Source organism: Enterobacter cloacae complex sp. HYC003_NIDB, from assembly GCF_056673375.1.
On record NZ_CP114221.1, the window covers coordinates 202,091 to 215,176 of the forward strand.

The window sequence follows — 13,086 nt, forward strand, 5'->3', positions numbered from 1 at the left end:
CCCTTATCCTGAACCAGGGATTCACGGACACGATGCAGAGCCCGCATTGCCTGCTGAGATTCCGTTCTGGGCTGCACAAAACGCATAGACGGACGCGATGCAGCTTCACAAATAGCTTCGGCGTCGACAAAGTCGTTTTTATTGCTTTTAACGAACGGGCGGACAAATTGTGGTGATATCAGCTTTGGGGAATGCCCCAACTCTTCCAACTTGCGTGCCATAAAGTGAGAACCGCCACAGGCTTCCATTGCGATGGTTGTAGCGGGGCATGTCGCCAAAAATTCGATCAACTTTGGCCGGGTAAATTTTTTACGGTAAACAGCCTTCCCGCGACGATCCTGGCAATGAATATGGAAAGAGTTTTTACCCAGATCGATACCAATGAGCGCAATGTTTTCCATGATAGTTCTCCGAATGAAAGCCTGTCCTCAGCATAGTACCGGGAAGGAGGGAGTGACCATCTCATTAAATAAAGCACGCTAAGCCCTTACTTACCCAGATGTTTGACTGTTCGTGGCACTTTCACCATGGCAATTGCCCAACCCTTGCAAAATGCCGCACGCCTCTACAGATCGAGAGCCAGAACACTTCTCGCGCAAATCAACCAAGTGCCGTTTTAACTGCAACAGCGCGGACACACGCATTTCCACCTGTTGAATATGGGCCTCCAGCAGCGTGATGACCTCCCCACAGTCCTGCATCGGGTTGTCTCGCAGACCCAGCAATGCGCGAATCTCGCTCAACGTCATGTCGAGCGAACGGCAATGACGGATGAATTGCAAGCGCTCAATGTGCGCCTCACCGTACAACCGAAAGTTGCCACCGCTTCGCGCTGGCTTTGGCAGTAGCCCTTCCTTCTCGTAGTAGCGGATGGTCACGACCTCGCACCCAGAGCGCTTGGCGAGGTCGCCAATTCTGATTTCCATGCATCAATCTCCAATTATCACTTGACTCTATAGTGACTATAGAGATTTTAATGGAGGCTGAATAGAAGATTTTCAGGAGTTACTCATGAGCGAATGCGCTTCAAAGGGGTGTGGCTGCACGACTGAGCCGATCATCCAACCCACGGCACCGGCCCCGCTGGCAACCGGATCGGCTCAAGCGGTGTACCGCATCGAGAACATGGATTGCCCGACCGAAGAGGCGCTGATCCGAAGCAAACTGGCCGGTCTGGCGGGGGTGGCGGGTCTTGAATTCAACCTGATGCAACGTACCTTGACCGTGCGACACGAATTGCCTTCGTTGTCTCCCGTCGAGCAGGCGCTGAAGGCCATCGGCATGCAAGCTGTGCGCATGGATCAGGCGTCGGCCGAGCAGACGACCAAGCTGTCCATTGCCAAGATGGATTGCCCGACCGAAGAGACGTTGATCCGCAACAAGCTCGGCACCGTGGCCGGTGTTGCTGATCTCGATTTCAACCTGATGCAGCGCACGCTGTCGGTACGCCATGCGAACCAGGTTCTGCCAGACGTGCTCGTGGCACTGCAAGCGCTTGGATTCGAGGCGCAGGTCGTGGACACGGCAGAGGTCGCATCTCCATCCGCCGCCCCTGTGACCACGCCGACCAACTGGTGGCCGCTGGGCATCTCCTTGGTCACTGCATCGGCGGCCGAGGCGGTCTACTGGCTCCACAACGGCAATCACTGGTCGGTTGTCGTTCTGGCGCTTGTCGCGGTCTTCACGGGTGGCCTCTCCACCTACAAGAAGGGGTGGATCGCGCTCAAGAACCGTAATCTCAACATGAACGCCCTCATGTCGATTGCGGTCACGGGTGCCATGTTGATCGGCCACTGGCCCGAAGCGGCAATGGTGATGGTACTGTTCGCGCTGGCCGAGGTAATCGAAGCCAAATCGCTGGATCGCGCTCGTAACGCTATCCGTGGCCTGCTCGACCTGACCCCGGAACAGGCCACGGTACAGCAGGCTGACGGCACATGGCGCGAGGTGGGCGCCAAGCAAATCACCATCGGCGCCCGCGTCCGGGTCAAACCAGGTGAGCGCATCGCCCTTGATGGTGAGGTGCTGGAAGGCCGCTCTGCCGTCAACCAAGCCCCGATCACGGGTGAAAGCCTCCCGGTCGAAAAATCCCCCGGTGATTCGGTGTTCGCTGGCACGATCAACGAATCCGGCTCGTTCGAGTACCGCGTCACCGCCTTGGCCAACAACTCCACTTTGGCCCGGATCATTCACGCGGTAGAGGCTGCGCAAGGTAGTCGTGCGCCGACTCAGCGTTTTGTCGATCAGTTCGCCCGCTGGTACACCCCCGTTGTATTCGGCGTTGCCATCGCCGTCGCGTTGTTGCCGCCGCTGTTCATGGGTGCGGCATGGCTCGACTGGATCTACCGTGCATTGGTTCTGCTGGTGGTCGCCTGCCCGTGCGCACTGGTGATCTCTACACCGGTCAGCATCGTCAGCGGCCTGGCCGCCGCCGCCCGCCACGGCATTCTCATCAAAGGTGGCGTCTATCTGGAAGAAGGCCGCAAGCTGCGCTGGCTGGCTCTGGACAAGACCGGCACGATCACGCACGGCAAGCCCGCACAGACCGACTTTGTCACATGGGGCAATGCACTCGCCTCGGACAGCCGCAGCATCGCTGCCAGTCTGGCGGCCCGCTCGGACCATCCTGTATCCAAGGCGGTGGCACAGGCCGCGCAGACGGACGGGGTTGCCTTGCTCGACGTGGCCGAATTCAACGCGCTGCCCGGTCGGGGTGTGCAAGGCCAAATCAACGGTGCGACCTACCATCTGGGCAACCACCGGATGCTCGAAGAGCTGGGGCAGTGCACACCAGAGCTGGAGCAGCGCATCGCTGCGCTGGAAACCGCTGGCAAGACCGTCGTGATGCTGGTGGGCGCAAAAGGGGTACATGGCTTATTCGCCGTTGCGGACACCATCAAGGACAGCAGCAAGAGAGCCATCGCCGAGCTGCATGCTCTGGGCATCAACACCGTGATGTTGACCGGCGATAACCCCCACACGGCACAGGCCATCGCCGCACAAGCCGGCATTGACCGCGCGCAAGGCAACCAACTGCCCGACGACAAACTGCGCGAAGTGGAGCAATTGTCCAGAAACGGCAAGGTTGGCATGGTCGGTGATGGCATCAACGACGCACCGGCCTTGGCGCGTGCGGACATTGGCTTTGCAATGGGAGCGGCGGGCACAGATACCGCTATTGAAACCGCCGACGTGGCCCTGATGGACGATGACCTGCGCAAGATTCCGACCTTCGTGCGCCTGTCGCGTGCGACAGCACAGGTGCTGATGCAAAACATTGTGCTGGCCCTTGGCATCAAGGCGGTATTTTTGGTGCTCACCTTCACGGGTCACGCGACCATGTGGATGGCTGTGTTCGCCGATATGGGTGCCAGCTTGCTTGTTGTCGGCAACGGCTTGAGGTTGTTGCGCCGATGAGCTGGAAACTCTTTCTCTATGACTGGGGTGGCCTGAACATCGCGTTGTTTCAAGCCATCAACACAGGCACGCCCGCCACGCTGAAACCACTGGCATGGTTCTTTGGCCTCGTGGGAAGTTACTGGACAGCGCCGCTGATGCTGTTGGGTCTGTGGTGGTGGTCGAAATCGGCTACAAACCCGGCGCGTGGTACGGCCGTTCGGCATCGCCTTATTGGTTTTAGCGCGGCCTTCTTGCTGGCGTTATTGGTCGCCACCGCCTTGAAGCTATGGTTCGACTTTCCACGCCCGCCTGCCGTCCTTGGCGACCTGGCGCGCGTCATCGGGGACAAAGAGCTTCACTACAGCCTGCCCAGCGGGCATGCCACCTATGCCGCGATGGTGGTCGGTGCGCTCTGGCCTTTGATGGGCCGCCGTGGTCGTCTCAGTTTAATGCTGTACGCCACATTGGTCGGCTGGTCGCGCATCGCGGCCGGAATGCACTTTCCGGCCGATGTGTTGGCGGGGTGGACGCTGGGATGGAGCTGCACGGCACTCGCCGGGTGGTTGCTGCCGTTGGCCGCCCCTGTGTGGCAATCGGCCCGCCGCACATCGGCTTGGGTCTGGTTCACCGTGGCCGCCAGTGCTGTCATGACCGATCAGCTCACGAAGTTCGCCATCATCCGCACGTTTGCCTACGGTGAGCAAGTCGAAATCACCCCGTTTTTCAACCTCGTTCATGTCCTGAATCCGGGTGCGGCATTCAGCTTTTTGGCGAACGCTGGTGGCTGGCAACGTTACTTTTTCATCACGCTGGGTCTGGCTGTTTCTGCTTGGCTGGGGCGCATGCTGTGCCAGCAACGGCCACGTCTCGAAGCGATGGGCTACAGCCTGATCCTCGGCGGTGCGCTGGGCAATGTCGCGGATCGTGTGCTGCGTGGACAGGTTGTTGATTTCCTTGACTTCCATTGGCGACTTGCGCACTGGCCCGCCTTCAACCTCGCTGATGTGGCGATAACTATCGGAGCGCTCTGCCTGTTCTTGACGGTTGTACCGAAAAGCAGTAAAGGCACAGAGGCCGAGGTGTCCGGTTAAGCTATGCCTCAATCTGACGGCTGCGAACCGCCAGGGACAGGCGCAATGTCAGATTCTGTCGCGGCCTTGGCGCGTGCCTGGAAGCGTTCATAGCAATCCAGCCCGCAGAAATGTTCGACGTATTCCGCGCCTTCCGGGGTGAAGGCGGCATCGAGCGGAATTTCTTTGCAGCATACGCAGCAGGTGGTGCAACTGGCAGTGTTCGGGGCGTTTGCGTTCATGGTGGTACTCCTCCAGATTGGTAGCGAAGCTCAAAGCTGCCCACTCTCGGCTGGCTGGGAAGCGGTCATGATCTTCCCTTGAAGGCCCGCAGCAGCCGCGTCACAGACAGGACAAACAAGCCGGTCAGCGTGAGGGCTGCAATACCCCAGTGCTCCCCGATGAACGCGCCGGCCGTCGTGCCGGCTAGCACAATGGCGAGAATCGGCAAATGGCAGGGACAGGTGAGCACGGCCAGCGCGCCCCACAAGTAGCCGGTGATCGGTTTGTGCGTCTCAGACGGCAAGTGCTCTGGGCTGTTCATGGCAGACTCTCCGCGTGCTGTGCCGGTTCGGTTGGCATGGCGGCCAGTTGCATTTCGAGGCTGGCCAGGGCCTCGCGCCGACGCTCGACGAGTTGCCGCAACACGGCAAGCTGCGCAGACGCACCGTCACCGTCCGCAGCATCCAGCGCCCGGCACAGCCGCGCCAGTGCGTCCAGGCCGATACCCGCTTCGAAGGCAGCCCGTACAAAGCGCAGCCGTTGCAACGCGGTGTCATCGAACAAGCCGTAGCCGCCCGTGGTGTACGCGACCGGCCGTAGCAATCCGCGCAGCAGGTAGTCGCGCACGATATGCACGCTCACCCCGGCATCAAGGGCCAGCCGGGACACTGTGTAGGCGCTCATTGAACACCTCCTTTTCCTCATCCGGCGCAGCACGAAAGCTGCTTCACGTCCTTGCTGAAGGTCTGCGCCGCGAGCTTCAGCCCTTCGACCATGGTCAGGTAGGGGAACAATTGGTCGGCCAGTTCCTGCACGGTCATACGGTTGCGAATGGCGAGCACCGCCGTCTGGATCAGTTCACCCGCTTCCGGGGCCACCGCTTGCACGCCGATGAGCCGTCCGCTACCTTCCTCGATGACCAGCTTGATGAAGCCGCGTGTGTCGAAGTTGGCAAGCGCACGCGGCACGTTATCCAGTGTTAGCAGGCGACTGTCGGTCTCGATCCCGTCGTGATGTGCTTCCGCCTCGCTGTAGCCCACGGTGGCGACCTGCGGGTCGGTGAACACCACGGCCGGCATTGCGGTCAGGTCCAGGGCCGCATCGCCGCCAGTCATGTTGATCGCCGCACGAGTGCCGGCCGCTGCCGCCACATAGACGAACTGCGGCTGGTCGGTGCAGTCGCCGGCCGCGTAGATGTTCGGGCTACTGGTGCGCATGCCCTTGTCGATGACGATGGCCCCCTGCGCATTGACGGCTACCCCCGCCGCTTCCAATGCCAGGCTGCGCGTGTTCGGTGTCCGGCCGGTGGCGACCAGCAGCTTGTCGGCGCGCAATTCACCGTGCGTGGTGGTCAGCACGAATTCACCGTCCATATGGGCGACCTGGCTGGCTTGCGTGTGCTCCAGCACCTCGATGCCCTCGGCACGGAAAGCGGCTGTCACCGCCTCGCCGATGGCCGGGTCTTCACGGAAGAACAAGGTATTGCGCGCCAGGGCCGTGACCTTGCTGCCCAGCCGGGCAAAGGCTTGCGCCAGCTCCAGCGCCACCACCGACGAGCCGATTACGGCAAGGCGTTCGGGAATGGTGTCGCTCGCCAGGGCCTCGGTGGAAGTCCAGTAGGGTGACTCTTTCAAGCCCGGAATCGGCGGGACCGCCGGGCTGGCACCCGTGGCGACCAGGCAGCGGTCGAACATCACGACGCGCTCGCCACCCTCGTTCAAACTAACGATAAGGCTCTGGTCGTCCTTGAAACGCGCTTCACCGTGCAGAACGGTGATGGCTGAATTGCCGTCCAGGATGCCTTCGTACTTGGCATGACGGAGTTCTTCGACACGGGCCTGCTGCTGGGCCAGCAGCCGCTCGCGCAAGATCGTCGGCGGTGTGGGTGGCATGCCGCCGTCGAATGGGCTTTCCCGGCGCAGATGGGCGATGTGGGCGGCGCGGATCATGATCTTGGACGGCACACAACCGACGTTGACGCAGGTGCCGCCGATGGTGCCGCGCTCAATCAGCGTGACCTGCGCGCCTTGCTCGACGGCCTTCAGTGCTGCCGCCATCGCGGCTCCACCGCTACCAATGACGACGACCTGCAACGGGCTTTCGTTGCCACTGGGCTTATCAGCGGCCCCTATCCAGCCGCGCATCTTGTCGAGCAGGCCGGCGCGGTTGTCCGTCGGTGGCGCATCGGCAAGCGTTGCCTCGTAGCCCAGTCCGGCCACGGCGGTAGTCAGCGCATCCGATGACGTGCCCGCCTCAATGGCGAGTTGCGCTGTGCCCTTCGGATAGGACACCAGCGCCGATTGCACGCCGGGCACTTTCTCCAAGGCTTCCTTGACGTGAGCCGCGCACGAGTCGCAGGTCATCCCGGTGATTTTCAGGGTGGTCATGTATTTTTCCTTTTCTGTGGTGGCTACGGCTGTTGCCGTCAGCCACGTTGTTCTGGCAATTCACAGCTGTCCGGCCCGCAGCGGCGATGTGCTGGCGAGATGAAATCCCAGACCGACACCCCAACCATCAAGGCCAGGCCGACATAGAGCAGTCCACCGCTCTGCCAGCCGTAAGCCCGCATTAAAAACACCGCTGCCAGCACCAAGATCGGGCCTATCGTGCCGAGCGCCGTGCGTCGCCACTGTCGATGATTGAGCCAAGCGATAGCATTGGCGAGTAACGCGATGCCGGCGAACATCGGCAGCAGGATGCCAATGAATAGCCCCTCGTACTGGCTCAAGAAGCCCAGTCCGATGGCCGCGCCAAAGCTGGCGATGGCAGGAAAACAGGCGGCGCAGCCCATCGCGGAAACGACGCTGCCGAGCGCGCCGGTTTTGCCAGCGATGCGCGTGATGAGTCCCATGTGTCGCTCCCGAGTTCGGTTAACGGATCAGCGTTTGAGGCTGGACGGATAGCCCGCGTCCTCGGTCGCCTTGGTCAACTTCTGGACGTTGGTCTTGGCATCGTCGAAGGTGACGACGGCCTGGCGCTTGTCGAAACTTACGTCGGTCTTGCTCACGCCCTCAACCTTGGAAAGCGCGTGCTTGACAGTGATCGGGCAAGAGGCGCAGGTCATGCCAGGCACGGACAGCGTGACGGTCTGGGTGGCGGCCCACACGGGGGCAACAACGGCAGCGAGGGCGAGGGCGGCAAACAGTTTTTTCATGATGAACTCCTGTGATTAATAGAAAAATGGCATGACGTAGGGAAATCCGAGCGAGACCAGGACCAGCGCGGCCACGATCCAGAAAATGAGCTTGTAAGTAGCTCGCACTTGGGGAATCGCGCAGACCTCACCCGGTTTGCAGGCTTGCGCCGGGCGGTAGATGCGCCGCCAGGCGAAAAACAGCGCGACCAGCGCTGCGCCGATGAAGATCGGGCGATAGGGTTCCAGCACCGTCAGGTTGCCGATCCATGCCCCGCTGAACCCCAAGGCGATCAAAACCAGCGGCCCCAGGCAGCAGGCCGACGCAAGAATGGCGGCCAGCCCACCGGCGAAGAGCGCGCCGCGCCCGTTTTGTGGTTCAGACTTTTGTGGTTCAGACATACGCTTGTCCTTTCAAATTTGGTTTGGATAGCTTAAGCTTACTTCCGTAGTTATGTACGGAGTCAAGCGATATGCAAATTAATTTTGAGAATCTGACCATTGGCGTTTTTGCCAAGGCGGCCGGGGTCAATGTGGAGACCATCCGGTTCTACCAGCGCAAGGGCCTGCTGCCGGAGCCAGACAAGCCCTATGGCAGCATTCGCCGCTATGGCGAGGCGGATGTAACACGAGTGCGGTTCGTGAAATCGGCCCAGCGGCTGGGCTTTAGCCTGGACGAAATCGCCGAGCTACTGCGGCTGGAGGATGGCACCCATTGCGAGGAAGCCAGCGGCCTGGCCGAGCACAAGCTCAAGGATGTGCGCGAGAAGATGGCCGACTTGGCACGCATGGAGGCCGTGCTGTCTGAACTGGTGTGCGCCTGCCATGCGCGGAAAGGGAACGTTTCCTGCCCGCTGATTGCGTCACTGCAAGACGGAACGAAGCTCGCTGCATCGGCGCGGGGGAGTCACGGGGTGACTACGCCTTAGCGTGCTTTATTTTCCGAATTCTGAGACGACCCCTAGATATCCAGGGTGAGCACTGCGAGCGCGTAGTGACGCAACGTAGTGGCGTGGCACAGGGTAAATTTAAAGCTCTGCTCATCGAGAATTTCGCGGGCCGTTGTGCGGTAACCGGTTGGGTTAATGGCGGTGTCCTGGATGCGGCACACATTGAACATGGAACCCGGTACAATCCGTCTAATGGCATCCTGATGACTCCAACAATGCATGCTCTGTTTGATGCCGATCTTATGGGCATAGATCCGGCCACCCTGACCGTTCATTTTAAGCCAGGCATTGAGCTGGGCGAGCTGTTTGAAGGCCGTAAAATCACACCGCTGGTGTACGATCTGGACTTAGAGCGGCTGGCCGTACGCTGGGCAGGATACCAGGGCCTGGCTCATGAACAATGATGGGTTACAGCCGGGATGTGTGAAAACCCGTCAGTGAAACCTGCATGCGCCATACCTTTAAATTTAAACTCAAGAGCCAGGCTCAAGATAAAACCGAAATGAAAAGGTAAAATCCGGTGCACCAGATCTCTTAGGTTTAATACCTGAGCCGGTATACTGGCAGGCGCAGGCATGTGGGTATTATCCAGTCCATACATCTCCACACAGTGTTAACCGCAACATTTAAAGTTCAATAAGGACGGTTTCAATTTTATGTATAAAACAGCATTAGTGATGATTATCGGGATCCTCGGATGCAGTAAAGCATTTGCAGCCACTGAATTACAGCTCCAGCAAAAACGCGTTATGCAGTTCTGTGCCAACGCCAGTCTTCCATTGTTAGTTGCGGGTACAACGTACGCGAATACGTCTGACAACGGGCGACCAGAAAAAGAAAGATTGGCAATCCTGAAAAATTCAGTTGCAAGCTCGACAGCTTATAAAATGGCATCTCCCGGAGTTCAGATTGCCATGATGAGCGTGGTGGAAGATATTGCCGATCCGAAAGAATTAGCTCTACATCAAAAAGAAGTTAGACGTCTTGGGGCTAGTTATCTTTCCGACAGCGGTGTTTCATGGGCTTCAAAAACTGTTTCACCATTTACAGCCTGGTGTAACTTTAACCGTTTAGAAAGTTAAGGCTGGCAAGGCGGTTCCTGTTCAGGAAAGTTACTTTCCGTGCGGGGACCGTAAGATACAGATAAAGCTTAAGGCCTTTGAATTTCTGGAAAGCATTTGAAAATTTCATTGCGCTTGTCTGATATGAAACAGCCCCTGCATTTCTGCAAAGGCTGAAAGAGTGTGTACGGACTTTGGAAGGAGTGATGATATACGCCTGAGCCATCCCATCACCGCAGACAGGGTAATTAACCCTGACTAAAGCTTTCACCTATTCCGTCGCTCGCAAGCGGCTTTCGCACACTAACGAAGGTATGGCCTTTCGTCGGTGTTAAATTTTTCAAACTTTGCTTACTTTGTCAAGGAAGGTGACCGCAGTAGTAGGCACAACTACTTTAATCTGTATGAATAATAAGGTAGAACCGGCCAGTGAATGAATGCTTTCCCTGAAATCAGGCGGACAACCTTCAGGAATATTGATAGCAAGACTGAATCTCTCGCTGCGGCGATAAACATTTCGCCATAACCCTGAACGAGAGTGGTTCATCCATCATATACAGGAGCGTTACATGCGCAAATTTAAGTACATAATCTGTCACCAGTGCGAAGGCCACGGGACCATGGAAAACCCGGCCTTTGAAAATGGATTCACCCAATCAGAAATGGCTGAGTGGGAGCCAGAAATGCGTGAAAAGTATTTTGCCGGAGCATTTGATGTTCGCTGTGACGTTTGTGCCGGTGACGGTAAGCTCAGCGTACCAAACGTAGCGGCTATGTCTTTTTCAGAACGACGGGTTCTGGCAGCACGGCGGCGTGATGAGCGTCTTCAGGCTGCTGATGAACGGCTGTCCCGCCAGGAACGAGCAATGGGGTACTGAGGTGTTACAGCAAAGATGAAAATGACGAAGCCAAAACCGGTAAGCCGGATGAAAAGACCGTTTATTAGTGAGCTTGCAGAGCTGGGTTTATCGGGTGAAATTCTTTCAATTCGAACTGACGGCATGCAGGGGACGCTCATACCCGATCTTACCGCAGGGGTGAGTGAAGCAGGCCGTGTGAAAACCGGCAACTGGGTAATCTCTGACAAGAGAACCTTCGACCATGTCGTTCTGTGTGTTGAAAGACAAGATGAGAACCATGATGTGTACGTAGGTAAATTCATCCAGTTACATGTAGCCGCTAATAAGAGCCTTAAGATCGTCGAAATGGGCGATGTGAAACTGGTGGCCATAACCAGCTCGATTCCTACCACTTTTAATGGTGGGATAAAGAGATACAAAGGGGTTACGTATGTGTCACTTTCCCAAACAGCTCAAACCACTATCGACTTCCCGAAGCGTATCTACAAAGAGGGCCAGGAATGTACTTCTGTCACCAGTCCTGACCAAGGTCCTTTCGCCCGGGATGTTAGGTTGAATTGCTACGGGCGATGTGTTGTCACCGGCGTAAGGTCCCCCTGGCGTACTGAGGCCGCGCACTTAACGCCACGTCATGAAGAAGGCATTCCCGACGTAACGAACGGAATTTTACTTCGCCGTGATATCCATACACTGTTCGACAATGACCATTGCGCCATAAACCCTGACACTATGAAAATTTACTTCAGCCGGGAGGCCCGGGAGTTGGATGATGATCTCCTGAAATGGCATGGGAATGAGATAGAGACGACACGCATGCAGGTTCCGGTTAACATCGAAAACCTTCGGATACGATGGCAAAAATTTAAGGCTAAGGATCGTCAGCGTAAATAAAGCCATAAGCTGAACCACGGCGAGGATTAGTCTTGTTCACTAAATGACAGCGAGAGATTAAATGCAAACCCAAAAAGATATTACAGTTGGCCAGATCTGGGAAGAAGTGGATCCAAGACTGATCCGGAAAGTGCGAGTTGTTGAGGTGGCCTCGTTAGAAGGGCCCAAAGGCATCCTAATCGAAAACGTGGAGTCTGGTCGTAAGAACTGGGCGTCGTCATCCCGCTTTAATGGAAAGCGTGGAGGGTATCGTCTTATTTCCTGAAGGTTTTGCCAATATGGGAAACTGAAGAGGTTGAAACCATCCCGGTGAGGGAGCATATCTGGTAAAGAAGAGTCTTTAAAAAGGTTTTACGCGACCTGGGATAATAAACGGGAAAACGATACCCAAAAAAAGAATACAGCGATGATAACGATAAGGAATGGTAAGGGCTTCAATATTTTGAGAAATGACCTGGCTTCCTTTGCATCTGCATTTCTAATCAAACTGTCCACATAGGGATCACAGCTCTTAGGTTCTGAATTTTTCATATGTTCTGTACCTGAAATTGATTCCGTATGAGAAAAGGCCACCGAAGTGGCCTCTATCAAAACTGGTGGCAAAAGTTAGATCAGGAAATCATCAAGACTTTTACCGGCTGCAATTTGTTCTGCCAGAGCTTTGGGGGTACGGCCCTGTCCAGTCCACGTTTTTGTTTCGCCATTTTCATCAGTAAATGAGTATTTGGCCGGGCGTGGTTCACGGCTTTTCTTGGTAGCCGTAGATTTGGCCTGGAATGAGCCAAGCAGCTCTTCCGGGTTGATACCATCTTCTTCCATTAACTTACGCAGGGCGTCAAGTTTCTCCTGACGAGCTTGCAGTTCGGCAGCTTTGGATGATTCTTCCTGACGACGCTCATCAACAATGACATTAAGCTTTTCGAGGATTTCCTCAAGTACTTCTAAAGGCAGCTCGCGGCCCTGGGCGCGAAGAGTACGAATATTGTTTAACGATTTGAGTGCTTCAGACATACGACCTCACTTTCTAATTCTTTGATAAGGATTTACTTAATCATAATACACTCTATAAGGAAAAAGATGCCAGCTTTATGTCTTCAGGTACAAAGATATCTTGCTAAGAATACTCCTTATCTTCCTTGTGCAGACTGTTTCGTGCTTTCGATGTTGTTCATGAGTCTTAAAATCTGCTCACTGTTTAGGGTACTCATGCTGTAAATCATCAAGAAGGAAGCGCAGAACAACATAAGCAATCGGAAAAGGAAACCATGCCAGTGACAGGCCATATATGGCGGAGATAAACATAGGGTAATTTAACTCACTTACAAAATTCGCTTCATTGTATTGTTGAATCGAAATGGCAGAAGCAAAAATTATAATTAAAGTAAGAAAAATCCACTCTAGCCATCTCTTTTTATAACAAGCATAAGCGAAAGCTGTAGGGTAAAAAATAAAGCAAAAAATTCCAGCTGCAATTACGTTCATAAAAGTAACTTTCCTGAT

The 13,086-nt window shown here is 56.0% G+C and carries 17 protein-coding genes and 2 pseudogenes; 7 read left to right on the top strand and 12 right to left on the bottom strand.

The features are described 5' to 3' along the window. Positions 1-2: 2 nt before the first annotated feature. Together O1722_RS24560 and cadR are read right to left on the bottom strand one after the other, a co-directional pair. A pseudogene (locus O1722_RS24560) lies at positions 3-401 on the bottom strand (IS110 family RNA-guided transposase); the annotation flags it as partial. Between the two features lie 90 nt (positions 402-491). Continuing rightward, on the bottom strand, positions 492-926 hold the full coding sequence (gene cadR / locus O1722_RS24565) for a Cd(II)/Pb(II)-responsive transcriptional regulator (RefSeq protein WP_000405672.1): 435 nt from the start codon (positions 924-926) through the stop codon (positions 492-494). 85 nt (positions 927-1,011) lie between these two features. On the opposite strand from cadR, the gene O1722_RS24570 reads away from it, so the two are divergent. After that, positions 1,012-3,417 (top strand): heavy metal translocating P-type ATPase, encoded by a 2,406-nt coding sequence (locus O1722_RS24570; protein ID WP_001287661.1) that lies wholly within the window; start codon positions 1,012-1,014, stop codon positions 3,415-3,417. Further along, positions 3,414-4,490 (top strand): signal peptidase II, encoded by a 1,077-nt coding sequence (gene lspA, locus O1722_RS24575; RefSeq protein ID WP_000118563.1) that lies wholly within the window; start codon positions 3,414-3,416, stop codon positions 4,488-4,490. Before O1722_RS24570 ends, lspA begins: the two co-directional genes overlap by 4 nt. A gap of 8 nt (positions 4,491-4,498) precedes the next feature. Here lspA and O1722_RS24580 read toward each other — a convergent pair. The 7 genes and pseudogenes from O1722_RS24580 to merT form a co-directional block, all read right to left on the bottom strand. Beyond that, positions 4,499-4,726 (bottom strand): annotated as a pseudogene (locus O1722_RS24580) (DUF3330 domain-containing protein); the annotation flags it as partial. Between the two features lie 50 nt (positions 4,727-4,776). Beyond that, complete coding sequence (merE, locus tag O1722_RS24585; protein WP_001087807.1) at positions 4,777-5,013, bottom strand: broad-spectrum mercury transporter MerE; 237 nt, start codon at positions 5,011-5,013, stop codon at positions 4,777-4,779. After that, positions 5,010-5,375: a mercury resistance co-regulator MerD gene (merD, locus tag O1722_RS24590; protein WP_001277466.1), complete on the bottom strand. Its 366-nt coding sequence runs from the start codon at positions 5,373-5,375 to the stop codon at positions 5,010-5,012. Before merD ends, merE begins: the two co-directional genes overlap by 4 nt. Positions 5,376-5,392: 17 nt before the next feature. Next, positions 5,393-7,078, bottom strand: coding sequence for a mercury(II) reductase (gene merA, locus O1722_RS24595; protein WP_000209297.1), 1,686 nt, complete (start codon positions 7,076-7,078; stop codon positions 5,393-5,395). Positions 7,079-7,116: 38 nt separating this feature from the next. Beyond that, entirely contained in the window at positions 7,117-7,542 is a 426-nt protein-coding gene (gene merC, locus O1722_RS24600) for an organomercurial transporter MerC (protein WP_000522996.1), read from the bottom strand. 27 nt (positions 7,543-7,569) lie between these two features. Then, complete coding sequence (gene merP, locus O1722_RS24605) at positions 7,570-7,845, bottom strand: mercury resistance system periplasmic binding protein MerP (protein ID WP_000732275.1); 276 nt, start codon at positions 7,843-7,845, stop codon at positions 7,570-7,572. A gap of 15 nt (positions 7,846-7,860) precedes the next feature. Next, entirely contained in the window at positions 7,861-8,226 is a 366-nt protein-coding gene (gene merT / locus O1722_RS24610) for a mercuric ion transporter MerT (RefSeq protein ID WP_001294656.1), read from the bottom strand. 71 nt (positions 8,227-8,297) lie between these two features. Here merT and merR point away from each other — a divergent pair, with 71 nt between their 5' ends. After that, positions 8,298-8,753, top strand: coding sequence for an Hg(II)-responsive transcriptional regulator (gene merR / locus O1722_RS24615; protein WP_001166628.1), 456 nt, complete (start codon positions 8,298-8,300; stop codon positions 8,751-8,753). 32 nt (positions 8,754-8,785) lie between these two features. On the opposite strand, the gene O1722_RS24620 is transcribed toward merR, so the two are convergent. Continuing rightward, entirely contained in the window at positions 8,786-8,944 is a 159-nt protein-coding gene (locus O1722_RS24620; protein WP_223230173.1) for a hypothetical protein, read from the bottom strand. A 33-nt stretch (positions 8,945-8,977) separates the two neighbouring features. On the opposite strand from O1722_RS24620, the gene O1722_RS24625 reads away from it, so the two are divergent. The 4 genes from O1722_RS24625 to O1722_RS24640 all read left to right on the top strand — a co-directional run bounded on the left by O1722_RS24625 (position 8,978) and on the right by O1722_RS24640 (position 11,586). Continuing rightward, positions 8,978-9,178, top strand: coding sequence for a hypothetical protein (locus tag O1722_RS24625; RefSeq protein WP_065945227.1), 201 nt, complete (start codon positions 8,978-8,980; stop codon positions 9,176-9,178). Positions 9,179-9,430: 252 nt separating this feature from the next. Further along, entirely contained in the window at positions 9,431-9,856 is a 426-nt protein-coding gene (locus O1722_RS24630) for a hypothetical protein (protein WP_000278471.1), read from the top strand. Between the two features lie 548 nt (positions 9,857-10,404). Next, positions 10,405-10,713: a hypothetical protein gene (locus tag O1722_RS24635; RefSeq protein ID WP_001224686.1), complete on the top strand. Its 309-nt coding sequence runs from the start codon at positions 10,405-10,407 to the stop codon at positions 10,711-10,713. 15 nt (positions 10,714-10,728) lie between these two features. Further along, the gene (locus O1722_RS24640; RefSeq protein ID WP_000784387.1) at positions 10,729-11,586 is read left to right on the top strand and encodes an HNH endonuclease signature motif containing protein; all 858 of its coding nucleotides are present in this window, start codon (positions 10,729-10,731) and stop codon (positions 11,584-11,586) included. A 606-nt stretch (positions 11,587-12,192) separates the two neighbouring features. On the opposite strand, the gene O1722_RS24645 is transcribed toward O1722_RS24640, so the two are convergent. Then, positions 12,193-12,597 (bottom strand): H-NS family histone-like protein, encoded by a 405-nt coding sequence (locus O1722_RS24645; protein ID WP_001287391.1) that lies wholly within the window; start codon positions 12,595-12,597, stop codon positions 12,193-12,195. Positions 12,598-12,774: 177 nt separating this feature from the next. Further along, positions 12,775-13,068 (bottom strand): hypothetical protein, encoded by a 294-nt coding sequence (locus O1722_RS24650; protein ID WP_001100635.1) that lies wholly within the window; start codon positions 13,066-13,068, stop codon positions 12,775-12,777. Between the last annotated feature and the right edge of the window lie 18 nt (positions 13,069-13,086).

Bases quoted from the DNA above. Each gene is read 5' to 3' on its own strand.
- cadR (WP_000405672.1), bottom strand. From the start codon at position 926: ATGGAAATCAGAATTGGCGACCTCGCCAAGCGCTCTGGGTGCGAGGTC.
- O1722_RS24570 (WP_001287661.1), top strand. From the start codon at position 1,012: ATGAGCGAATGCGCTTCAAAGGGGTGTGGCTGCACGACTGAGCCGATC.
- lspA (WP_000118563.1), top strand. From the start codon at position 3,414: ATGAGCTGGAAACTCTTTCTCTATGACTGGGGTGGCCTGAACATCGCG.
- merE (WP_001087807.1), bottom strand. From the start codon at position 5,013: ATGAACAGCCCAGAGCACTTGCCGTCTGAGACGCACAAACCGATCACC.
- merD (WP_001277466.1), bottom strand. From the start codon at position 5,375: ATGAGCGCCTACACAGTGTCCCGGCTGGCCCTTGATGCCGGGGTGAGC.
- merA (WP_000209297.1), bottom strand. From the start codon at position 7,078: ATGACCACCCTGAAAATCACCGGGATGACCTGCGACTCGTGCGCGGCT.
- merC (WP_000522996.1), bottom strand. From the start codon at position 7,542: ATGGGACTCATCACGCGCATCGCTGGCAAAACCGGCGCGCTCGGCAGC.
- merP (WP_000732275.1), bottom strand. From the start codon at position 7,845: ATGAAAAAACTGTTTGCCGCCCTCGCCCTCGCTGCCGTTGTTGCCCCC.
- merT (WP_001294656.1), bottom strand. From the start codon at position 8,226: ATGTCTGAACCACAAAAGTCTGAACCACAAAACGGGCGCGGCGCGCTC.
- merR (WP_001166628.1), top strand. From the start codon at position 8,298: ATGCAAATTAATTTTGAGAATCTGACCATTGGCGTTTTTGCCAAGGCG.
- O1722_RS24620 (WP_223230173.1), bottom strand. From the start codon at position 8,944: ATGTTCAATGTGTGCCGCATCCAGGACACCGCCATTAACCCAACCGGT.
- O1722_RS24625 (WP_065945227.1), top strand. From the start codon at position 8,978: ATGACTCCAACAATGCATGCTCTGTTTGATGCCGATCTTATGGGCATA.
- O1722_RS24630 (WP_000278471.1), top strand. From the start codon at position 9,431: ATGTATAAAACAGCATTAGTGATGATTATCGGGATCCTCGGATGCAGT.
- O1722_RS24635 (WP_001224686.1), top strand. From the start codon at position 10,405: ATGCGCAAATTTAAGTACATAATCTGTCACCAGTGCGAAGGCCACGGG.
- O1722_RS24640 (WP_000784387.1), top strand. From the start codon at position 10,729: ATGAAAATGACGAAGCCAAAACCGGTAAGCCGGATGAAAAGACCGTTT.
- O1722_RS24645 (WP_001287391.1), bottom strand. From the start codon at position 12,597: ATGTCTGAAGCACTCAAATCGTTAAACAATATTCGTACTCTTCGCGCC.
- O1722_RS24650 (WP_001100635.1), bottom strand. From the start codon at position 13,068: ATGAACGTAATTGCAGCTGGAATTTTTTGCTTTATTTTTTACCCTACA.